Source organism: Streptomyces adustus, from assembly GCF_009377175.1.
In the GTDB taxonomy this organism is placed as follows: Bacteria; Actinomycetota; Actinomycetes; order Streptomycetales; family Streptomycetaceae; genus Streptomyces; species Streptomyces adustus.
This window is the reverse complement of record NZ_VJZD01000019.1, coordinates 1-19,459: the sequence shown is the minus strand read 5'-3', so window position 1 is coordinate 19,459 and position 19,459 is coordinate 1. Positions and strand designations below refer to the sequence as shown.

The 19,459-nt window shown below is 69.2% G+C and carries 19 protein-coding genes and 1 pseudogene; 13 read left to right on the top strand and 7 right to left on the bottom strand.

Annotated elements, in window-relative coordinates; genetic code table 11:
• Positions 1–2: 2 nt before the first annotated feature.
• Positions 3–992 (bottom strand): zinc-dependent alcohol dehydrogenase family protein, encoded by a 990-nt coding sequence (locus FNH09_RS07145; RefSeq protein WP_152885912.1) that lies wholly within the window; start codon positions 990–992, stop codon positions 3–5.
• Between the two features lie 87 nt (positions 993–1,079).
• Here FNH09_RS07145 and FNH09_RS07140 point away from each other — a divergent pair, with 87 nt between their 5' ends.
• Positions 1,080–1,454: a winged helix-turn-helix transcriptional regulator gene (locus tag FNH09_RS07140; protein ID WP_152885911.1), complete on the top strand. Its 375-nt coding sequence runs from the start codon at positions 1,080–1,082 to the stop codon at positions 1,452–1,454.
• A gap of 119 nt (positions 1,455–1,573) precedes the next feature.
• Here FNH09_RS07140 and FNH09_RS07135 read toward each other — a convergent pair whose 3' ends face one another.
• The 4 genes from FNH09_RS07135 to FNH09_RS07115 form a co-directional block, all read right to left on the bottom strand.
• Positions 1,574–4,798 (bottom strand): TIM-barrel domain-containing protein, encoded by a 3,225-nt coding sequence (locus tag FNH09_RS07135; RefSeq protein WP_238426513.1) that lies wholly within the window; start codon positions 4,796–4,798, stop codon positions 1,574–1,576.
• A 347-nt stretch (positions 4,799–5,145) separates the two neighbouring features.
• Positions 5,146–5,838 (bottom strand): hypothetical protein, encoded by a 693-nt coding sequence (locus FNH09_RS48240; RefSeq protein ID WP_338017498.1) that lies wholly within the window; start codon positions 5,836–5,838, stop codon positions 5,146–5,148.
• Positions 5,839–5,961: 123 nt separating this feature from the next.
• Complete coding sequence (locus tag FNH09_RS07120) at positions 5,962–6,771, bottom strand: DUF2785 domain-containing protein (protein WP_162468219.1); 810 nt, start codon at positions 6,769–6,771, stop codon at positions 5,962–5,964.
• A 92-nt stretch (positions 6,772–6,863) separates the two neighbouring features.
• Positions 6,864–7,529 carry a TetR/AcrR family transcriptional regulator C-terminal domain-containing protein gene (locus tag FNH09_RS07115; protein WP_152885909.1) on the bottom strand — a complete coding sequence of 222 codons (666 nt, stop codon included), beginning with the start codon at positions 7,527–7,529 and terminating at the stop codon, positions 6,864–6,866.
• Positions 7,530–7,658: 129 nt separating this feature from the next.
• Here FNH09_RS07115 and FNH09_RS07110 point away from each other — a divergent pair, with 129 nt between their 5' ends.
• The 4 genes from FNH09_RS07110 (at position 7,659) to FNH09_RS07095 (ending at position 11,325) form a co-directional block, all read left to right on the top strand.
• Positions 7,659–8,699 carry a threonine/serine dehydratase gene (locus FNH09_RS07110; protein WP_152885908.1) on the top strand — a complete coding sequence of 347 codons (1,041 nt, stop codon included), beginning with the start codon at positions 7,659–7,661 and terminating at the stop codon, positions 8,697–8,699.
• A gap of 291 nt (positions 8,700–8,990) precedes the next feature.
• Positions 8,991–10,400, top strand: coding sequence for a nucleobase:cation symporter-2 family protein (locus tag FNH09_RS07105; protein WP_338017497.1), 1,410 nt, complete (start codon positions 8,991–8,993; stop codon positions 10,398–10,400).
• A gap of 78 nt (positions 10,401–10,478) precedes the next feature.
• Positions 10,479–10,871, top strand: a complete 393-nt coding sequence (locus tag FNH09_RS07100) for an Lrp/AsnC ligand binding domain-containing protein (protein WP_162468218.1) — start codon at positions 10,479–10,481, stop codon at positions 10,869–10,871.
• Positions 10,872–10,929: 58 nt separating this feature from the next.
• Positions 10,930–11,325 carry a hypothetical protein gene (locus tag FNH09_RS07095; RefSeq protein WP_162468217.1) on the top strand — a complete coding sequence of 132 codons (396 nt, stop codon included), beginning with the start codon at positions 10,930–10,932 and terminating at the stop codon, positions 11,323–11,325.
• A gap of 84 nt (positions 11,326–11,409) precedes the next feature.
• On the opposite strand, the gene FNH09_RS07090 is transcribed toward FNH09_RS07095, so the two are convergent.
• Positions 11,410–12,369: a 5'-nucleotidase gene (locus FNH09_RS07090; RefSeq protein WP_152885906.1), complete on the bottom strand. Its 960-nt coding sequence runs from the start codon at positions 12,367–12,369 to the stop codon at positions 11,410–11,412.
• Between the two features lie 226 nt (positions 12,370–12,595).
• Here FNH09_RS07090 and FNH09_RS07085 point away from each other — a divergent pair, with 226 nt between their 5' ends.
• The 6 genes from FNH09_RS07085 to FNH09_RS07060 all read left to right on the top strand — a co-directional run bounded on the left by FNH09_RS07085 (position 12,596) and on the right by FNH09_RS07060 (position 17,182).
• On the top strand, positions 12,596–13,405 hold the full coding sequence (locus FNH09_RS07085; RefSeq protein WP_152885905.1) for an ABC transporter ATP-binding protein: 810 nt from the start codon (positions 12,596–12,598) through the stop codon (positions 13,403–13,405).
• Positions 13,402–14,163 (top strand): ABC transporter permease, encoded by a 762-nt coding sequence (locus tag FNH09_RS07080; RefSeq protein ID WP_152885904.1) that lies wholly within the window; start codon positions 13,402–13,404, stop codon positions 14,161–14,163. The genes FNH09_RS07085 and FNH09_RS07080 overlap by 4 nt, the downstream gene beginning before the upstream one ends.
• A 15-nt stretch (positions 14,164–14,178) precedes the next feature.
• On the top strand, positions 14,179–14,970 hold the full coding sequence (locus tag FNH09_RS07075) for a helix-turn-helix domain-containing protein (protein WP_152885903.1): 792 nt from the start codon (positions 14,179–14,181) through the stop codon (positions 14,968–14,970).
• A 103-nt stretch (positions 14,971–15,073) separates the two neighbouring features.
• The gene (locus FNH09_RS07070; RefSeq protein WP_152885902.1) at positions 15,074–15,718 is read left to right on the top strand and encodes a hypothetical protein; all 645 of its coding nucleotides are present in this window, start codon (positions 15,074–15,076) and stop codon (positions 15,716–15,718) included.
• 60 nt (positions 15,719–15,778) lie between these two features.
• A complete protein-coding gene (locus tag FNH09_RS07065; protein ID WP_152885901.1) occupies positions 15,779–16,450 on the top strand; it encodes a hypothetical protein in 672 nt (223 codons plus the stop codon).
• Positions 16,451–16,522: 72 nt separating this feature from the next.
• The gene (locus FNH09_RS07060; protein ID WP_162468216.1) at positions 16,523–17,182 is read left to right on the top strand and encodes a methyltransferase domain-containing protein; all 660 of its coding nucleotides are present in this window, start codon (positions 16,523–16,525) and stop codon (positions 17,180–17,182) included.
• 56 nt (positions 17,183–17,238) lie between these two features.
• On the opposite strand, the gene FNH09_RS07055 is transcribed toward FNH09_RS07060, so the two are convergent.
• Positions 17,239–17,844 carry a CGNR zinc finger domain-containing protein gene (locus FNH09_RS07055; protein ID WP_152885900.1) on the bottom strand — a complete coding sequence of 202 codons (606 nt, stop codon included), beginning with the start codon at positions 17,842–17,844 and terminating at the stop codon, positions 17,239–17,241.
• A 220-nt stretch (positions 17,845–18,064) separates the two neighbouring features.
• Between FNH09_RS07055 and FNH09_RS07050 the strand changes: the two genes are divergently transcribed.
• Together FNH09_RS07050 and FNH09_RS07045 are read left to right on the top strand one after the other, a co-directional pair.
• Positions 18,065–19,234, top strand: a complete 1,170-nt coding sequence (locus FNH09_RS07050) for an MFS transporter (protein ID WP_152885899.1) — start codon at positions 18,065–18,067, stop codon at positions 19,232–19,234.
• A gap of 11 nt (positions 19,235–19,245) precedes the next feature.
• Positions 19,246–19,459 (top strand): annotated as a pseudogene (locus tag FNH09_RS07045) (hypothetical protein); the annotation flags it as partial.

Genomic DNA, 19,459 nt, shown 5'->3' with positions numbered 1-19,459 from the left:
CACTACGCCTGGACCGTGACGACGATCTTCTTTCCGGCATGGAGCCCCTTCTCGAGGTGGCGGTGCGCCTCGACGATGTCGTCGAGGGCGAAGACCCTGTCGATGGCGGGCCGCAGTGCGCCGAGGCGTACACCGGCGTTCAGGAAGGCCGCCATGCGCCTGACCACGACGGCGTCGAGGGTGTGCTCGAAGCTCCGGTAGCTGAAGATCGTGAGCGGTGTGCCTGTCGGGAAGGGCGCGGGCCGAGGATCCAGGAAGCCCGCGGCGACCAGGGTTCCGCCGGGTCGGGCCGCCTTCAGAAGATCCTGCTGGCCGGGGCCCATCACCACATCTAGGACGATGTCCGCGCCGGTCCCACCGGTGTGGTGGCGGACGGCTTCGACGACGTCCGTCCGGTCGGTGGCGACGACCGCGGCGGCACCGGCGGCGAGCAGCTCATCCCTCCTCGCAGTGTGCCGGGTGAGAGCAATGGGCACGGCGCCGATCTGATTGGCGATCTGTATCGCCGCCCGGCCCACGCCGCCGGAGGCGGCCGTGATGAGGACCTGGTCACCGGGCCGCATCCCCGCCTTCTCGACGAGGGCGCCGTAGGCGGTGGAGTACGCGACCCAGATCGCCGCCGCCTCCGTGATTCCGAGCTCGGCCGGTCGCGCGACGACCTGGCTCGCGGGGAGCGTGGTGTATTCGGCGTAGCTGCCCCTGGCGCTCGCGTCCGGAATGGCGGTGAGGATGACCGGATCGCCGATGTCCAGCCCGGTGACCTCGGGGCCCAGCGCGTCGACGACGCCGGTTCCTTCGACGCCGAGGCGAGCGTGTGGCAGGCCGACGGCTGCGGGCAAGGCGCCGGAACGCATCATCTGGTCGAGCGGGTTGACGGCGAACGCCTCGATCCTGACCCGTACCTCGCCGACGGCGGGCTCGACGACCGGCTCCTCGACGACATGCATGACATCCGGTCCGCCGAACTCGTCGAACACGACGACTCTTGGCATGGTGACTCCTTCGCATGTGGTGCTGGTTTCGTTGCTCACGAAGGACGTTACGGAGCCTTGGGGTACCTCCTGGTACCTTCGAATGTCATGCAGAACATGGCTGGACCAGCCTTCCTCGCCGACTGCCCCACGCGCCTGGCGGTCGACATCATCGCCGACAAGTGGGCCGTGCTCGTGCTCTTCGGGCTCAGCCAGCAGCCGCGCAGGCATGGTGAGCTCGTCGAACTCATCGGCGGCATCTCGCGCAAGGTCCTCACCCAGACGCTGCGCCGGTTGCAGCAGTACGGCCTGGTCGCACGCCATGCCGAAGCACCGCGGCGGGTCGAGTACAGCCTCACCGACCTCGGCCGGACCCTCGTCGAGCCCATCGAGGTCCTGACGACCTGGGCGAGGGACTACGGCGGGGCCATCCTGGACTTCCAGGAGGCGGCGCAAGCCGCTACGCCTCGCGCCACGGACTGATCTCGGCAACTCGGCCCAGGACTCTGGACCCGGGTCACGCGGTGGCCGTGCCGCTCCGAGTGGCCCGCCCAGCCCGGCTTTAGGCCGGACCGGGCGGGCGAGATCCGCTTGTCAGGAACCTAGTAGGTCACGGTGATCGGGGTGTGCGTGGTGCGTTGAGGCAGGGTGAGAGTCAGGACGCGTGTGGTGGCGTCCCAGTGGTACCGGCTCGGGGCGAGTCGTCCCTCGTGTGTGGTGACCTTGGCCGGCAGGTGGGTGACTCCGAGGATGGACAGCGTCCACTGCCGGTTCCTCACCTGGCCGCGGAAGGAGCCTTTCGCCGCGCCGATGGAGACGGTGTGGTGTCCCCGGTTCTCGGCGTATCGGATGGTTGTGGTGGCGTTGTGGCCGTGGTGGCGTGAGGCGGCGGTGGACCCATCGTCCTCGTAGAGGGTGTAGGTGCCCGACGCGCCTGCGGCGATGGTCAGCGTCAATGCGGTCGGCGGAGCCTCGTCGTTGCTGGTGGTGTCATGGGTGCGGGTCGGAAGGATCCCGCCGGCTTTCATGAACACGGGCATGGAGTTCAGGTCGGTCGTGATCTCCTGTGTGGTGCCGCCCTGGTACGTCTTTCCCGTGAAGTAGTCGGTCCACTGGCCGGGCGGGAACCACACCGAGGTGGTCGCGGTCGTCCCTGCTGTCGTGACAGGGGCGACCAGGATGTCGGAGCCGTAGAAGTACTCGCTGCTCGCGGTGGCGTACGCCTGCGCCTCGTCGGGGTATTCCAGGTAGGTGGGACGAACGATCGGGGTGCCGGTCCGGTTCGCCTCCTCAGCCAGCGAGTAGGTGTAAGGGACCAGATTTTCACGGAGGTTGAGGAACTTGTCCGCCGATTGGCGCGCTTGCGGGCCGTACTGCCAGGGCAGCCGGTCGCTGTGGTTGCTGTGCAGACGCTCGATCGGCTGGAAGGTTCCGAACTGGACCCAGCGGGCGTACAGGTCGTCCGGCAGTTTGTGCGTGGTGTGTGTGCCGCCGGCGTCGGTGTAGGTCTCCGAACCCTTGAGGCCCGTCGTGTCGTTGTGACCGCCGATGTCGTGGGTGATGGCGGCCAGTCCGGTGGCGGCGGACTCACCTGGGGTGTATCCGACTTCCAGCTTCAGGGTGCCCCAGGTCGAGGAGGTGTCGCCGGTGAAGTGGACGGTGCTGCGCTTGTCGGCCCACGGTCCGGTCGGCAGGCCTTGCTGACCGCTGTAGCCACCCGCCTGGAGTGAGCCATAGGCGCGGGACAGGACGAAGCCTCGGCCGGAGCCCTGGCCGGTGAGAGCGGCGTACTGCTGGTTGATCCACGCGTCCGGCGTGACACCTGGCGACGATGCCTGCGACTGGTCGCAGCACCAGTCGAGCCACCAGAAGTCGTTGCCCTGTTCGTCCATGGTGCGGTGCAGGTCCAGGTAGGCCTTGAGCTGATCGGGGTCGCCGAAGTCGAAGGTGTAGCAGTTGCCCTGGACCGAAGCGGCCGACGCACAACCTCCCTTCGTCAGCTTGCCCTTGGCCGTTGCCTGTGCCTGCGCGAACTGGGGGTCGGAGGCAAGGATGCTGGGGTGCACGTTGAGTGTGTTGTGCAGCCCCTCTTTGGCGGACCAGTCGAAAAAGCCTTTGGGGTCGGGGAACTTGGCGGTGTCGATCTCCCATCCGCTCCAGTCGTTCACGGCCTTGAAGTCGGTGTCGGTCACCAGCACGTCCAGGGGTACGCCCTCGGATCTGAAGGCCGGCAGGATCGTGTTCTCGTAGTCGGCTGCCGTGCGGTCGATGTACTCCGAGTACCAGACGCCGTAGGCCCATTGCGGCAGCAGCGCGGACGGGCCGGTCAGCGTCGCCAGGTCGCTCAGGCCCTGTTTGTAGTCGTGTCCCAAGCCGAAGACATAGCCGTCCTGGTAGGGGCTGCCGCCGTGCGAGGGCCGGGGCGTGACCTTCTGCGTCGCTGTGTCGTACAGCGCCGACACGGTGTCGTCCAGCAGGTACCAGCCGTCCTTGTTCAGGAGGCCGGGCGTGGTGACGGGAGCGGGGCCGTTGCCGGTCACACCGTCCAGGCCGCGACGGTAGCCGCCGAGTGCGAGATGCGGCTGCGGCGCAGGGGTGTCGGCCGGGGCCAGGGAGATGGTGTCCAGGTTGACGTGGCAGCTCGTCGTATCAGGACAGTTGATGCTGAGGTCGTCCTGGCCCGCGTTCAGCGTGACGCGTGCCGTTGCGGTCTCCCAGTCGTTCCAGTCCTCTGTGGCCGGGAGCGACAGGGGGACGTTCGTGCCGCCCGACGCGATGGACGCGGTACGGGTTTCGTGCCGGCCGTCTCCGCCAGTACCGTTGGCGTAGCGGATCCGCAGCGTGTAGGTGCCCTTTTCGGGGACCCCGACCAAGTGGGCGGTCACGCTGGCGCCTTGGTTCATCTCGGCGACGAAGCCGTTTCCGGCGAAGCCCTGGTGGTCATTGGCGCTTACGGCGCTACCGGAGGTCCGCCCCGCTTCCGCCTCGCAACTCGTGCCGAGCAGGCAGCTGGTGATGGCGGTGGTGGAGACCGACGGATACGGGTCGTTGGAGCGGACCAGGGCGACACTGTCGACGTTGACGTTTCCGGAGTCGGCGGCGGTCCGGGTGAGCGCCAGAGTGTGGTGACCGGCGCCGAGTGCAACCTGTGTGGTGGCCAGCTTCCAGGAGTCCCAGTTCGCCGTGGTCGGCAGGGTCACCTTCTGCGGCGCGGCACCGTCCACGGTGAGGGAGAGCGTCCTTGTCTCGGTTTTTCCGTCGCCGCCGGAAGAGTTGGCGTAGCGCACATCGAAGTCGTACGTCCCGGCGCTGCTGACATCGATGTCAGCCTTTGCCGAGCTGCCGGTTCCCGCGAAGCCGGCTGCGAAGCCCGCGCCGGTGTGGCCACTGTGGTCCGCCGCAACGGCCACGCCGTCGAGTTGAAGCTTCTCGGCCTCGCACAGTGCGCCGAGCGAGCATGTCAGTCGCTGCCAGGGGGTGGCGGTGACCGGGTTGTCGCCTGCGGTCTCACGCACGGAGAGATTGTCCGTATCGAACGGTCCGGATCCGACCTTGTAGCGTAATTCGGTGGCGCTGGTCTTGATGGTGAGCCAGCCGTCGGATATTCGGGTCGAGTAGGCGGTCTCGGCGAAACCGGTGCGGCCTATCGCGTTGAAGGTGGGATCGTCGGTGAACTTCCCGTCGCCCGCGTATTCGGTGCGGATCAGTGTCGGCGACAGGACCTGGAAGCGGGCGTCACCGGATGCGATGGTCGGAATGCGCCGGCCGGCGGCATCCCGGGAAGTCAGGGGACTGGCCGAGGCCGCGCCGCCGCCGGCAAGCGCCATGGCGGTGACAAGTGACAGCGCTACGGCCGTGCTCACCTGCCGCCGCATGGATCTGAAACGTCGCATCTTCACCGCACTTGGCATGTCAACTCCGTTTACTTGGTGATGAGGCGTCGCATCCCAACCCCGGCTCGCTGCGCCGCTTTTGGACGTCGGCAGCGCGCGGGCACGGCGGTACACATGGCTGGGCCCGGATGAAGGCCCCTCGGCCGCCGGGTGCCGGGTGCCGCGTGCCGCTTCCGCACGCTTCCTTCCTCTGCTGCGCCTGGGCACAGCACCGTAAGCCTTCGAACGTGAGACAACGAGCAGCGTCCGGTCGTCACGCACCGGTTGAGAGGCGTTGCCCGTCAGTGTGGCGTCATGTTCGATTCGCGGTCAATGAGGGCGTCAAAGTGAACGAAACTCAACAGTGAAGTGCAAGCCGACGAGAGGTCTGGACAGCGCTGAGGTCCGGTCAGGGTTTCCACGTCCGCGGGAAGGACGCGATCCGGTCGCTGGTGCCGCGTGGGTTGTTCATCTCGTGGGCCAGTGCGGTGAGCTGTTCGCGGTGGGGTTGCGCCGGGCTGCGGGTCTGCGTACGGGGCGTCGAGCTGCTGCTCCAGGTCGTCGAGGAAGCTGCCGTGCGCGTCGATGAGCTTCTGGGCGGCTGTCATGCCGGCGGCACGGGCGCCCGTGGTGTCCTCGATGACGAGGCGTTCCACGTATTTGTCGTAGTCCGGCCGACGGGCGCGGGCGGCGGCCCTGCCGGCCTCCAGCACGGCCTCCTCCAACCTGACCTGCGTCTGCTTCTTCGCGGATGCCGTGCGACGTCGTGCCGGCGCACCTCGTACCCGGCCCGAATCCAGTCGATCGAAGTGCCCGCGCGTCACACCGTCGAACAGCTCGGCCGGCCGGACGAATCGCTCGCCGGCCTCGGCGCGCGCGTTGTCCAGCAGGTACCCGCTGCCGGGAGCAGACTCTTCACCGTGCGCAGTGGTCCCGCCTGTCGGATCCGGTCGGCCGTCGACCTGCGGCGGGCGGGGTAAGGGGGTCGTGACCACATGGTCGACCTTCCCGGGCCACCAGCACCACGACGACAGGGACGCTGAATCGCGAGAACTTGTCGCCCCCGGGCGGCAGCATGCTGAGAGCACGAGTGGTCCGGAGCCCGTTTGCGGTCCCTGTCACGCGAGCCACTGATAGGGCAGGCGAAGGATGGCGGCCACTTCTTCGGCAACCACGGCAGCGTGGAAAGGAACGCCTCCCTCGGCCAGGCCGCGACTCAGATGCAGGTGCAGCGACTGCAGTGTCGCAATCGTGTTGAACGCCCACGGCGGCACCGGTCCGGGACCGCCGGCCTCCAGCGCCTTGGCAACCACGCTCAGCCACCCCGTGGCCTGCTCGGCCGACAGACCGGGAGCGAGCAGGATGCGGCCGATCGCACGGGCCAGACGGGCATCCTCCAGCTGGACGTACCGGTAGTCGGCCACAGCCGTCATCCGGCGGGCACACAGTTCCAGCAGCTCCGCGCGGCGACCCGGCAACGCCTGCGCGAACGCTGCGGCCGCGTCGGCGCCATGGGCGACGGCGTGCAGCCAGCCCAGCGAGTCGTCCCAGCCACGGGTGTCACGCTCGATCGGATACCAGGCGGTGAAGGGGGCATACCAACGCTCGGCGGCGGCCTTCGGCACGGCGCCGGGCGCGGCCGCTGCGCGCGCCAGCACGCATCGCAGGACAAGCGGTGCGAACGTCCTCGCCTGGATCTCGGGATGCGTGAAGCGACCCACTGCCGTGTCCCCGAGGTGCTCCAAGACCTCATCGAGCCGGCCTTCGCCTATCCAGCGCGCGGCGGCGGTGTACGCCTGGTCATCGCGGACCTTGGGATCAGGGGAGACCAGCATGGCCGACAGCTCATCACCGACCCGGGATGCCGGAACGCCCTCAGGGAAGGGGAAGCCCTCGGCGGCGATCGACGACCAGGTGAAATGATCCATAGGCATCACGACACCCTAATCACGGCTCTCCCTTCGGAAAAGAGCTACTCGTGATCCGGTGTACCGCCTTGTTCCGGCGCTCAATTGCACGGTCACCGCCCGCTCCCTTCGGCGCCGGTCCGTGCCGGGGCGGCGGCGTGGATCAGCTGGCGAAGGGCGCCGTAGTAGACCTCGTGGTCGACCATGGCCGGCAGGATCGCCGACAGGTGGCCTGTCAGCTCCGGGAACTCCTCGGGATCGAGCGCGGCCAGTGCTTGGCGGGTGGCGGTCTGGGTGGTCCTCGGGTCCCGGTGATCGACGAAGCTCGCGCTGCCGAGCGTGAGCAGGTACAGCCGCCGGTAGGTGACCATCGCCGCCTCGGGCGTCATGCCGGCCTTGCGGAAGTCGGCGAGCTGCGGCTCCACCAGCCGTTTGAGGAGCTGCGGGCCCAGCCAGGGCCGCGCGCCGCGCAGAGCGACCAGGCCCGGATGAGCCGTCAGCAGCTCGTACAGCGCGCTGAACCGCCGCTCGGTGGCGCCGGCCCAGTCGGCGCCCGCGGGGATCTGCGGCAGACGTGCGGCGAGATGGTCGGTGACCAGGTCCAGCAGGCCGGCCAGGTCGGTGCAGCGGCGCTGGAGAGCGGCGACGGAGATGTCCAGCGCGGCGGCCAGGGTGCGGAAACTGAGGGCGGAATGCCCGTCCTGATCCACGATCCGCAGGGCGGTCTCGGCGATGCGCCGAGGGGTGGCGAGGTCCAGGGAAGCGGATTGCCTAGGCATACGAGTCAGCGTACGGTACACCGTATCGCCACGCCAGGCCCACCCTCCTCCACGGGGGCGACACGCCCCGAACCGCATCGCTCGTTTCGGCCCGGCCCTCGCCTGGTCCTGACTCTCTGGAGCAACAAGATGCAGATCCTCACCTACGGCGACATCAAGGCCGCCGCCGACCGGATCGCCGGACGCGTCCGCCCCGTCACCGTCACCCCGGTAGACCCGGGTGCCATCCGCACCGCCGACCGCGACTCCCCCGACGACCGGGCCGAGGAACCCTGCCAGGTGTGGCTGGCCCTGGAGTTCATGCAGCACACCGGCAGTTTCAAGGCTCGCGGCGCCCAGAACTTCATCCAGGCCCACCGCGAAGCGGGCACCCTCCCCGAGGTCGGAGTCACCATCGCCTCCGGCGGCAACGCCGGACTGGCGTGCGCCTGGGCCGCGCAGCAGCAGGGAGTGCGGGCCACCGTCTTCCTGCCGGCCAACGCCCCGGCCGTGAAGGTGGCCAAGCTCCGTGGCTACGGCGCCGACGTACGTCTCATCGGCTCCGAGTACGCCGAAGCCCTCGCAGCCTGCGAGGAGTTCACGAACACCACGGGCGCCCTGGCGAGCCACGCCTACGACCACCCGCTCATCGCGGCCGGGGCCGGCACTCTGCTGGAGGAGATCCGCCACCGCATCCCCGACCTGGACACCGTGGTGGTCGCGGTCGGTGGTGGTGGGCTGTTCGCCGGAGTGGCCACCGCAGCCCAGCACCACGGCATCCGCACCGTCGCGGTCGAACCCGAGAACTGCCGCGCCCTCAACGCCGCCCTACAGTCCGGCGCCGTCGTCGATGTCGCCGTGGAGTCGGTCGCCGCCGACTCCCTCGGCGCACGCCGTACCTCCGCCATGGCACTGCATGCCGCCCGGCAGGACGGGGTGCAGTCCGTGCTCGTGGCGGACTCCGAGATCGTCCGCGCCCGACAGGCGCTGTGGGATCACCGCAAGGTGGCGGTCGAACACGGTGCCGCCACCGCCCTCGCCGCTCTCACCTCCCCGGACGGGCACACGCCCGACGGGCCCACCGCATCGGACCGCGGCTACCGCCCTGGCAAGGGCGAGAAGGTCTGCGTGGTCCTCTGCGGCGCCAACACCGATCCGAGCGACCTCGCGACCAGGTCCGAATCGCACTGAGCGAGCGGGGCCGAAGTGCACTGAGCGAGCGGGGCCGAGGAACGCGGCCGCGGCGACGGAGATAGGCGAGACGTCCGCGGCGCGTCATGGGTGACCGCGAATGCCCGACCACAGCAAAAGCAACAGCGCTGTTCGGCCACGGAAACGCGAGTGAAACGCCGTCAACAAAAAGTTGAACCGCTGTTCCGGTCGGTGCCCCAAGGCCCCGTCCCCTCCTTCGCGCCCACCTCGCTCGCAGACTGCCGCTCTCCCCATCCTCGTCAAGCTCCGCTTCGTCTCCGGAGGTTCGCTGTGTCCCAGCCCCCTGACGCATCCGCGTCCGAACCCGCCGCCGCGCCCGCCCGGCACCCGGTCGACGAGGTCCTGCCGCCCGCGCGGCTCGGCCTGCTCGGTCTCCAGCACGTGCTGGTGATGTACACCGGCTGCGTCACCGTCCCGCTGGTCTTCGGAGCGGCGGCCAAGCTCGACACCTCCACCATCGGCCTGCTCATCAACGCCGATCTGCTGGTGGCCGGTCTGGTGACGCTCCTTCAGGCGCTCGGCATCGGCAAGGTGCTGGGCGTGCGGCTGCCGGTGGTCGCCGGTGCCACCTTCACCGCCGTCACTCCGATGATCCTGATCGCGGGCGAGTACGGCATGCAGGCGGTCTACGGCTCGATGATCGCCGCCGGCGTCTTCGGACTGCTGGTCGCCGTCCCCTTCGCCCGAGCGGTGCGGTTCTTCCCGCCCCTGGTCAGCGGCTCCGTCATCACCGTCATCGGGCTGTCCCTGATCGGGGTGGCAGCCGGGCTGATCGCCGGGCAGGACGCCACGGCCAAGGACTACGCCGCTCCCAGCCATCTCGCGCTGGCCGGCGGGATCGTGCTGCTCATCGTCGTGGTCAACCGCTGCACCAGCGGCTTCTTCTCCCAGCTCGGTGTCCTGCTCGGTCTGATCGTCGGCACGCTCGTCGCCGTGCCCATGGGCCTGACGGACTTCTCCTCCGTGGGAGGGGCCGACTGGTTCGGTCTGGCGTCCCCATTCCACTTCGGCGCTCCGCACTTCCCCGTCGCGGCGGTCATCTCGATGTGCGTGGTCATGCTGGTGACGTTCACCGAGTCGACCGCCGACATGCTCGCCGTCGGTGAGATGACCGGACGCCCGCTCTCCCGGAAGGACCTGGCCCGCGGCCTGGCCGCCGACGGCGTCTCGGGCATCTTCGGCGGCATCATGAACGGCTTCCTGGACACCGTCTTCGCCCAGAACGTCGGCCTGGTCGGCATGACCAAGGTCCGCAGCCGCTACGTCGCCGCCGTCGCGGGCGGCATCCTGGTCGCCCTCGCCCTCGTCCCGAAGCTGGGCGAGATCGTGGCCTCCCTGCCCGGGCCGGTCATCGGCGGCGCCGGACTGGTCATGTTCGCCACCGTCACCTCGGTCGGCATCAACACCCTGCGCAAGGTGGAGTTCGAGGGCACCGGCAACCTGCTGGTCGTCGCCGTCGCCATAGGCGTCGGCATGCTCCCGGTCGTCGCGCCGTCCTTCTACCACGCCTTCCCCACCTGGGTGCAGATCATCGGCGGCAGCGCCATCACCAGCGCGACCGTCGCCGCGTTCCTGCTGAACCTGCTGTTCAACCACACTCCGGGCGGGAGGAAGGCCGAGCCGGAACCCGAGTCCGGTCCTGCCGAGAAGGTTGTCGCCGACACCGCTCCCGCCGCCTGAGCCCGGCGCCGCGGCAGTGGACATCGGCACAGGCTCCGGGAGCGTGCTCCTTCCCGGTGCCTGGGTTCGGGCGGGCTGGTGCTGCGCTGCGACCTCGCCCCGCCGCTGTCCGGCGTGCCGGTCTCGGTCACCTTCTTCGCCTCGGTGGCCTCCGGGCACCTGGACGCCACCGCCCACGAGGTGGCGCGCTTCCCCGAGATCCGGCTGTGCGTGACGGTGGCGGGCCCGCAGAACCTGCTCGCGATCGCCTGGGTCGCCTCTCTGGCCGACGTCCAGCGGCTGGAGGTCCGCCTGGCCCGCGCGCTGCCTCATCTGCGCGTCGCCGACCGTTCGATCGCGCTGCGGATCACCAAGCACATGGGCCGCATCCTCGACGCGGACGGCCGGGCCCGGGACTTCGTACCGGTCGACCTGTGGAGTGCGGCCGGTACATCCGGGACCGTTGCCCACGCGGACGACGACATAGTGTGAACGACACTAGCTCTCACCTCCCTGATGACTTGATCTCTCGGCCTGCGAGAGTGTTCCCGTGATCCTGGATCCCGAGAACACTCTGTTCGTCCGAGGTGCCACGCCCGTGCTCCTGCTGGCCGACGCGCCCGTCCACGCCGCCCTGCCGCCGCTGACCGCGTCGGACGGGTCGGTGCCCTTGTGCGAAGGCTGGAGCATCGTCCCTCGACTCACCCTGTGCGTCGTGGACGGACCCGGTGACCACGGACTCGTCGTCCCCGCTCTGGCCGCGCCGGTGGTCGGGGGCGCCGACGGTGGCACGGCACCGGACGCCATGGGTGACTGGTGCTCGGACGCCGAGCAGGCCGGCGGAGCGGTCGTCCTGTCCCTGGACCGACTGCCCGAGACCCTCGACTGGTCTGCCTTGCTGTCGTCGGGCACCGCCCGCGGCGGCTTCATGCCGGCGCTGACCTGACGGCATGATCCTCGGACCCGCGCAGGGGTCCGGCCGGCCTGGTCATGATGTCCGGCGCAAGCCGGACTCAGTCCGGGGCAGACCTCATGGCCGCTCCTGCTCAGGCGCAGAGCGGTCCGGTTCGTTGATCTTCCCGAACGGGACGTGCACGCTGGGCGTGCTGCGGGCGGTACCCGTCACATGGCCGACCTGGTCGTCGAAGAAGATATGGGGCTTGAGGACCTCCATGATGGTGCTCTTGTCTATGCCGCCGAGGAAGAAGGCGTCGTTGACGGTCACACCCCAGTTCTTCAGGCTGCGCACCGGGCGTTCGTGGGCGGGTGCGTCGCGGGCGGTGACGAGGGAGACATGGACGCGCATCTTGTAGTCGGCGTCCGCCGCCCTCTGTTCCTCCTCGCGCCGCTGGAGCCGGTTGACGCCCACGAGGAAGTCCCGCAGGGGACCCGGGTCGTGCGGGGTGGCGGCGTTCGTCGTCTCATGGAACCGGAAGTCCTCGATACCGCCGGACTGGTAGACCTGTTCCGAGGCGTCGTCGGCGAGGACCCCGTCGAAGTCGAAGGCGATCCGCAGATCCTGGTCATCCCCCTCGTCAGCCACTCCTGGGCCGAGCACGCGGCCGGCGGGCAGTCCGAGCGCGACGGCCTCGCGGACGTCGTCCTCGTTCGCGGACAGGAACAGGGACATGTTCAGGGCGGGCATGAAGTGATAGGGCGAGCGGCCCTGCATGAAGATGGCCCGGCTGATCGGCAGGCCGTAGGTCTGTATGGACCGCATGACCCGCAGCCCGGTGTCCGGATCATTGCGGGACAGGATGATGGCCTCGACCAGAGGGTCGTCGGGTGAGAGGTCGTTCAGGGACAGCAGCCTGCGGATGAAGGGGAAGGCGACCCCCTTGTCCAGCGTGTCGTCCAGGTGCGCCTCCTGGTAGGCGCGGTAGGCGTCCTCTCCCTGCTCACGGAAGATGGCATCCGCCTCCGCCAGGTCGAACAGCGCGCTGGAGGCGATGCCGACGACCAGACGGTTCTTCAGCTCGTAGACGGCCATGGCGTCCCTCCTGACACTGATGCGCGCACACGTCCCGATCGTTCCATCGAGCCGGGTCGCCGGTGTCGGATTCCTCTTTGGGTGGATATATGTCCTGCTGGCGTACGACGAACCGGATGCCGTGGCCGGAGCAGGCTTGACCTTGACGCTGGGTCAACCCTCCATCCTTCCGGCAGGAGCCTCCTCGCGACCGCCTGGAACGGCTCCGCGGAGGAGGCAGATGACCATGACAGCCCAATCGGTCGCCGGTCCGGCGATTCGCGTACGGGGCCTGGAGAAGTCGTACGGGAAACTCGACGTGCTGCGGGGTGTGGACCTCGACGTGGCGCCGGGCAGCATCTTCGCCCTGCTCGGCTCCAACGGGGCGGGCAAGACCACGACCGTGCGGATCCTTGCCACGCTCCTGACAGGCGACGCAGGGACGGCGAGCGTCAATGGCTTCGACGTCGCCACGCAACCGGCGAACGTGCGGGAGTCCATCAGTCTCACCGGGCAGTTCGCGGCTGTCGACGAGATCCTCAGTGGGCGGGAGAATCTCGTCCTCGTCGCCAGGCTGCGTCACCTCAAGGACCCGGGCGCGATCGCGGACGATCTGCTCAGGCGCTTTTCGCTGAGCGAGGCGGGCGCGCGGCGCGTGTCCACGTACTCGGGTGGGATGCGCCGCCGGCTGGACATCGCCATGAGCCTCATAGGGAATTCACCGGTGATCTTCCTGGACGAGCCGACGGCCGGACTCGACCCCGAGGCGCGCATCGAGGTGTGGGATGCGGTCAGGGAGCTCGCCGGCCAGGGAACGACGGTGCTGCTGACCACGCAGTATCTGGAGGAGGCCGAGCAGTTGGCCGACCGGATCGCGATCCTCCACCAGGGTCGGATCATCGTGAACGGCACCCTCTCCGAACTCAAGCAGCTCTTCCCGCCCGCCAAGGTCGAGTACGTCGAGAAGCAGCCGACGCTGGAGGAGATCTTCCTCGCGGTCATCGGGCGCGCCGACAAGGGCGACGCCACCGGCACGAAGACTGGGGGACAGAAATGACCGCGCACTTCTTCAGCGACACCGCCGCGCTCACGGGGCGGACCCTGCGCCATGTCACCCGCAGCATGGACACCATCATCACGACCGTCATCACGCCGGTCGCCATGATGCTGATGTTCGTCTACGTGTTCGGCGGCGCCATTGATACCGGCTCAGTTCCGTACGTGGTCTACATGCTGCCCGGCATCCTGCTCATGACGATCGCGTCCGGCATCTCCTACACCGCGTACCGGCTGTTCACCGATGTGAAGAGCGGGATCTTCGAGCGATTCCAGTCCATGCCGATCGCGCGCTCGGGTGTGCTGTGGGCCCATGTCATCACCTCGCTGGTCGCCAACCTGATCGCGCTCGTGCTCGTCGTGGGCGTCGCCGTGCTCATGGGCTTCCGCTCAGGGGCGGGAGTGTCCGCGTGGCTCGCGGTCGCCGGCATCCTGCTCCTGTTCACCCTGGCGCTGACCTGGCTCGCCGTGATCCCGGGGCTCTCCGCGTCGTCGGTCGAGGGAGCGGGCGCGTTCGCCTACCCGCTCATCTTCCTGCCGTTCGTAAGCTCGGCGTTCGTACCCACCGGGACGATGCCCGGCCCGGTGCGCTGGTTCGCCGAGCATCAGCCGGTGACCTCGATCGTCGACACGATCCGCGCGCTGTTCACGGGGCATCCGGTCGGCGACGACATCTGGACCGCGCTCGCGTGGTGTGTGGGCATCCTCGTCGTGGCGTACGGCTTCGCGATGACCGCCTATCGCCGGAAGATCGCCTGAGGCAGGCTGGGACCCATGCTCACCATCAGCCAGCTGGCGGCGTACGCCGGGGTGACGGTACGGGCGGTACGCCACTACCACAAGATAGGGCTGCTCCCCGAGCCCGGGCGCGACCGCTCCGGGTACCGGACATACGATGCCGCAGCCGTCGTACGACTCATCCGGATCCGCACCCTGGCCGACGCGGGCGTGCCGCTGGCCAGGGTCCAGGAACTCCTCGACGCCGGTCCGGCGGAGTTCGCCGACGGCGTCCAGGAGATCGACAAGCATCTGCGCGCGGAGATCCGGCGGTTGCAGGACACCCGCAGCCGACTGGCGCGGCTCGCCACCGGAGAACACCTGGCGCTGCCGCAGAGCGTCGTGGACTACCTCGACCGGCTGCGCGGTCTCGGCGTCGGGGAGCGGTACATCGAACTGGAGCGGGATGCCTGGATCATGATCGCCGCGCAGGTGCCGCACCTGATCGACTCCGTGATCGCCAAGAAGCACGAGGAACTGGACGACCCCGACATGGTGAGGCTCTACGGCTTCTTCACCGGGGAGCTCGACTGGCCGGCCGACGATCCGCGCATCGTCGAGGTCGCCGACGTCCTGGAACGCCTGATGATCCGCGCCGTGGAGGCCGGCGCGGCAGGTGGCGACGGCTTCGACGATCAGTTCGTCGCCCTGATGGACTCGACCATGCTCGAGTCCGCACCGGGCGCCGAACTGGTGTTGGCGATTCTGAAGGAGCGTGGCTGGCGGGGCTGGACCCGCATCGAGCGCGTGCCCGCCGACAGGCTCGGCACCGAACTGCCGCCGCCCTGAGCAGCCGCCTCCCAACCGAGCCTGGAAGGTACGAGTTGAGCAAAAGACGCCGGGAGGGAGCCCGGTTCGGGAGGCGGGAAGGGTGGCGGCGATGATGTCCGCCATGATGCCGATCACCCGCCTCGACCTCACCGGTTTCTCCGAACGCGAGCCTGGCGTATGGACCGACGAGCAGGGCCTGGTGCTTTCCCTGCACCACTTCGACCTCGTACCCGACCTGCCGGCCCCGCTCGACCAGCCGGAGCGACTGCGCCGCGGACTCACGGAGCTCACCGCCGAGGCCGGTGCGGGGCTGATCGAGGTCGTGGTCGGCGAGATCGACTCGGTCCCGGCCGTCCGGCAGTTCGCCAAGGTGCGGTTGCCCAACCGGCCGGGACAGGTCTTCCTCGGGTCCTGGACCGTACCCAGGGACCGGTCCAGCGCCGTACTCAAGATCCAGGCGGCCGAAAGCGGGATGACCGGCCTGCGCGAAGCCGTGGTCCTCGACCGGATCGGTCCCGCCGACTACTTCGAGCCGCATCCGTACGCGCCGGACCTCGAGGTCCCGATGCCGTACCACGTCGCCGACCACGAGGAGTGGGACGAGCAGTTCCCGACCCACCCGCTGTCCCTGGTCCGCACCGCCCTCCGCCGGATCGCCCCGACCGTCGTCCTGGACGACGGCTTCAAGACCCTCCCGCCGTTCGACGCCCCGCGGCCCGAACCGGAGGCGCCCGCCCGTCGCCGCTGGTTCCGCCGGGGCCGCTGAGCACCCATCAGGTGCCACGCCCGGCCTACACTGGCGCCGAGTTCAGGAAGGGACATCCGCATGTTGCTGCAGCGGCAAGTGATCGCCCGCGTGAAGGTGATCGGCAGCAACCGGGTGTTCGGCCCGGCCGAGCTCGACCGGTGCGAGTTCCAGAATTCGGTGCTCGCCCAGTTCGACGACCCGGACCTCGGCCTGGTCGTCCGGGACGTCACTGCCAGGCGTTGCCGGGTGAGCGGCCTCGGGGCACAAGGGGTGCGGTTCGAGGACATACGGATCGACGGCTTGGCCATCACGACGCAACTGAACCTGAACGGCTGCGTGTTCAAACACGTGACGCTGAGAGGGAACATCGGCCCGCTCATGGCGACTCCGCCGAATTTCTCACTGCCCCAGGACGTGCGGGACCGATTCACGGCCGGGATCGTCGCCTACTACGCCGATGTCGACTGGGCTCTGGACATCTCGGAGGCTGCGTTCGCCGGCGCCGACTTCTACCACGTCCCTGGCCACCTCGTCCGACGTGACGAGGAGACCCAGTTCCTGCTGCATCGCGAGCGGGTCGAGCAGTTCGGCAGCCTGGAGCGGCTGCCCCCGGTCGCACGGTTCGCAGCGCGACGGTTCGAGTCGACTCCGTTCGACACGACGGTGGCCGTCGCTCCCAGACGATCCAAGCACTTCGCGTCCTACCTGGCCGATCTCGAGGTGCTTCGCACGGAAGGCCTTGCCGACTGAAAGAGCCTGCTCGCCCGGCTCGATGCGGAAGCCGGCACTGGCCCTGTCAGTGTTCCCGTCTAGATTCGCCGCGTGACTGAGCCTTCCTACCTTGCGGCGGTGCGGGAGTCGTACGACACCGTGGCCCACGACTACGCCGCCCTCGTCAAGTCCCCGTCCGAGCTGGACCCGCTGTCACGCTCGATACTGACCGCGTTCGCCGAACTCGTACGGGCATCCGACCGAGGGCCGGTCGCGGACGTGGGCTGCGGACCCGGCAAAGTGACGGCACATCTGGCCGAACTCGGCGTCGCTCCATTCGGCGTCGATGTGTCGCCGAAGATGATCGAACTGGCTCGAGGCGCCTATCCGGACCTGCGCTTCTCCGTGGGCTCCATGACCGCGCTGGAGGTCGAGGGCGACACGCTCGGCGGCATCCTGGCCTACTACTCCACCCACCACACGCCTCCGGAGCTGCTGCCGGTCGTGTTCTCCGAGTTCCATCGCACCTTGGCGCCGGGCGGACATCTTCTCGTTGTCGGCCACGTGAGCGCCGGTGAGCACCGCCGTCCGGCACAGGCCTACGGCGGCCACTCCGTGTCCTTCGAGTCCTATCGCCTGCCCACAGACCAGCTCGCACAACTGCTGAACCAGGCCGGGTTCACCATCAACGCTCAACTGGTCCAGGAGCCCGGTGAAGACATGAGGTGGAAGATCGCCAGCTTCCTCGCCCACAAGCCGACTGCACCATGATCAGTCGGGAGGGGCCGAGATCGCCCAACCTGCCGCGCCATTGGCGTGACGGGCCGTCAGGACCCCATCGCGGGCGCGTGCTTGGTGCGCCAGGTCTGCTTCTTGGACCGGTTGCCGCAGGTGTCCATCGAGCACCAGCGGCGGTTGCCCGGACGGGACGTGTCGAGGAACCAGGCGGCGCAGTGCGGTCCGGAGCAGGCCCGCAGCCGGTTCAGCGCGGGCGAGGTCGCCAGCAGGAGCGCGTCGCGCGCGATGTCCGCGAGGACCGCGCCCACGGGGTCCCCGGCGGTCCAGGTCATGGTGCCGTCCGCGGCGAGGCCCGGAACCGGGGGTGCCGCGGCGGCGGTCCGGTTCAGCAGCTCCCGCTCCCCGGGCGGGCAGCCGACCGGGCCGGCGGGTGAGCGGGCCGCGGTCAGGAGTGCGTGCACCGCTTCGCGTACCGCCCGCGCCTCGCGGAGTACCTCCGATGTCGGAGCCGAGATCGCCACGCCGTCGGGGTAGGGCCCCAGTTGGACGACCCAGGCGGCCAGCGCATCGGCGCTGTCCAGTTCCTCGGTGGCGCCGTCCATGCCGCGCAGCCGGAGAGTGCGCATGAAGTCCAGGCAGATCCGGCCTGCACCGCTGCGGAAGCGGGGGGCCGTGGGCGCGGGCGTCTCGAGCATGGCAACCACCCTACTGCGGAACCGGTTTTACTGGTACTTTCAGCGAACCAGTTAAACCGGTTCTCGATGAGGGTCGAGGCTCCACTCCTCCTCCCTGTCGCCGCTCTGTCCTCTTCCTCGCCAGAGGTGTGCCGTGTCCGCTGAGCCTCCCTCTCCCGCATCTCCGACCCCGAGCCGGCGGTTGACGCTCTTGCTCTCCGTCGCGTGCGGCGTTGCGGTGATGAACATCTACTTCCCGCAGGCGATCAGTCCGCTCATCGCCGATGGCCTGCACGTCTCCCCGAAGTCGGCGGCTCTCGTGGTCACTTGCGCCCAGCTCGGCTACGCGGCCGGTATCTTCCTGCTGGTCCCGCTCGGTGACCGACTGCGCCACCGCGTCCTGGTCACCACCCTGCTGCTGGCGACCTGCGCCGGACTGGTGCTCGCGGGCACCGCCGGCACCCTGCCCGTCCTCGCCGTCGCCGGCGCGCTGGTCGGTCTGACCACCGTGGTCCCGCAGATCCTCATCCCCATGGCGGCCGCCCTGACCGCACCGGAGCACCGTGGCACAGTCACCGGCACCCTTCTGTCGGGCCTGATCGGCGGCATCCTGCTGGCCCGCGCCTTCTCCGGCACCCTCGGTGAGTGGCTGGGCTGGCGTGCCCCCTACCTGGTCGCTGCCGCCCTGGTGCTCGCCCTCACCGTGGCACTGGCCGCCGCGCTCCCTGCCACCACACCGAGCACCGGCCAGTCCTACCCGGCCCTGCTCGCGGCCTCCCTGCGCCTGCTGCGCACCGAGCCGCTGCTGCGGCGCTCGGCCCTCAACCAGGCGCTGGTGTTCGCCGCGTTCAGCGCCGCCTGGACCGCCCTCGCGCTGTACATCACCGGCCCGGCCTACCGCCTGGGCACCCCGGCCATCGGCGTGCTCGCACTGGTGGGCGCGGCCAGCATGTTCGCCACCCCGATCGCCGGGCGCCGTACCGACCGCGACGGCCCCGACGCCGTGAACCTGGTGTCCATGGTGGGCGCCGTCGCCGCCGGTGCCCTGCTGCTGACCGGTGACCTCGGCGGTGCCGTCGGCCTGGCCGGCCTGGGCGCGGGCATGCTGCTGCTCGACGTCGCCATGCAGTCCGGCCAGGTCGCCAACCAGACGCGCATCTTCGCGCTGCGCTCCGAAGCCCGCGCCCGACTCAACACCGCTTACATGACCTGCGCGTTCCTCGGCGGCAGCGTCGGCTCCTGGCTGGGCGTACGCGCGTACTCCACCTTCGGCTGGAACGGCGTCTGCGGCCTGGTCATGCTGCTGGCCGGCCTCGCCCTGCTCCGCCACCGAGTGGGACATCCGAAGGTGCGGCCACCACGAGCGGGGGCCGCTGGGGGCCGTGGCCGACCGCAACACGTGGCCCGCTAGCATTCCTTCGCATGATGCGACGGGGGTGGCGGCTGGGTGCCGTGGCGTTGCTGGCGGCGATCTGCGCCTCCGGTCCACAACGCCCGGAGGTCATCCGTACGGCGTCGGACCTCGGCCCGCTCCCGGCCGGCCGCTACCTCTACACACCGCAGGACTATCAACAATCGCAGCGGGCAACGGCGTTGCTGGTCCGGCAGTGCATGGCGGAGCACGGCCACCCCGGCT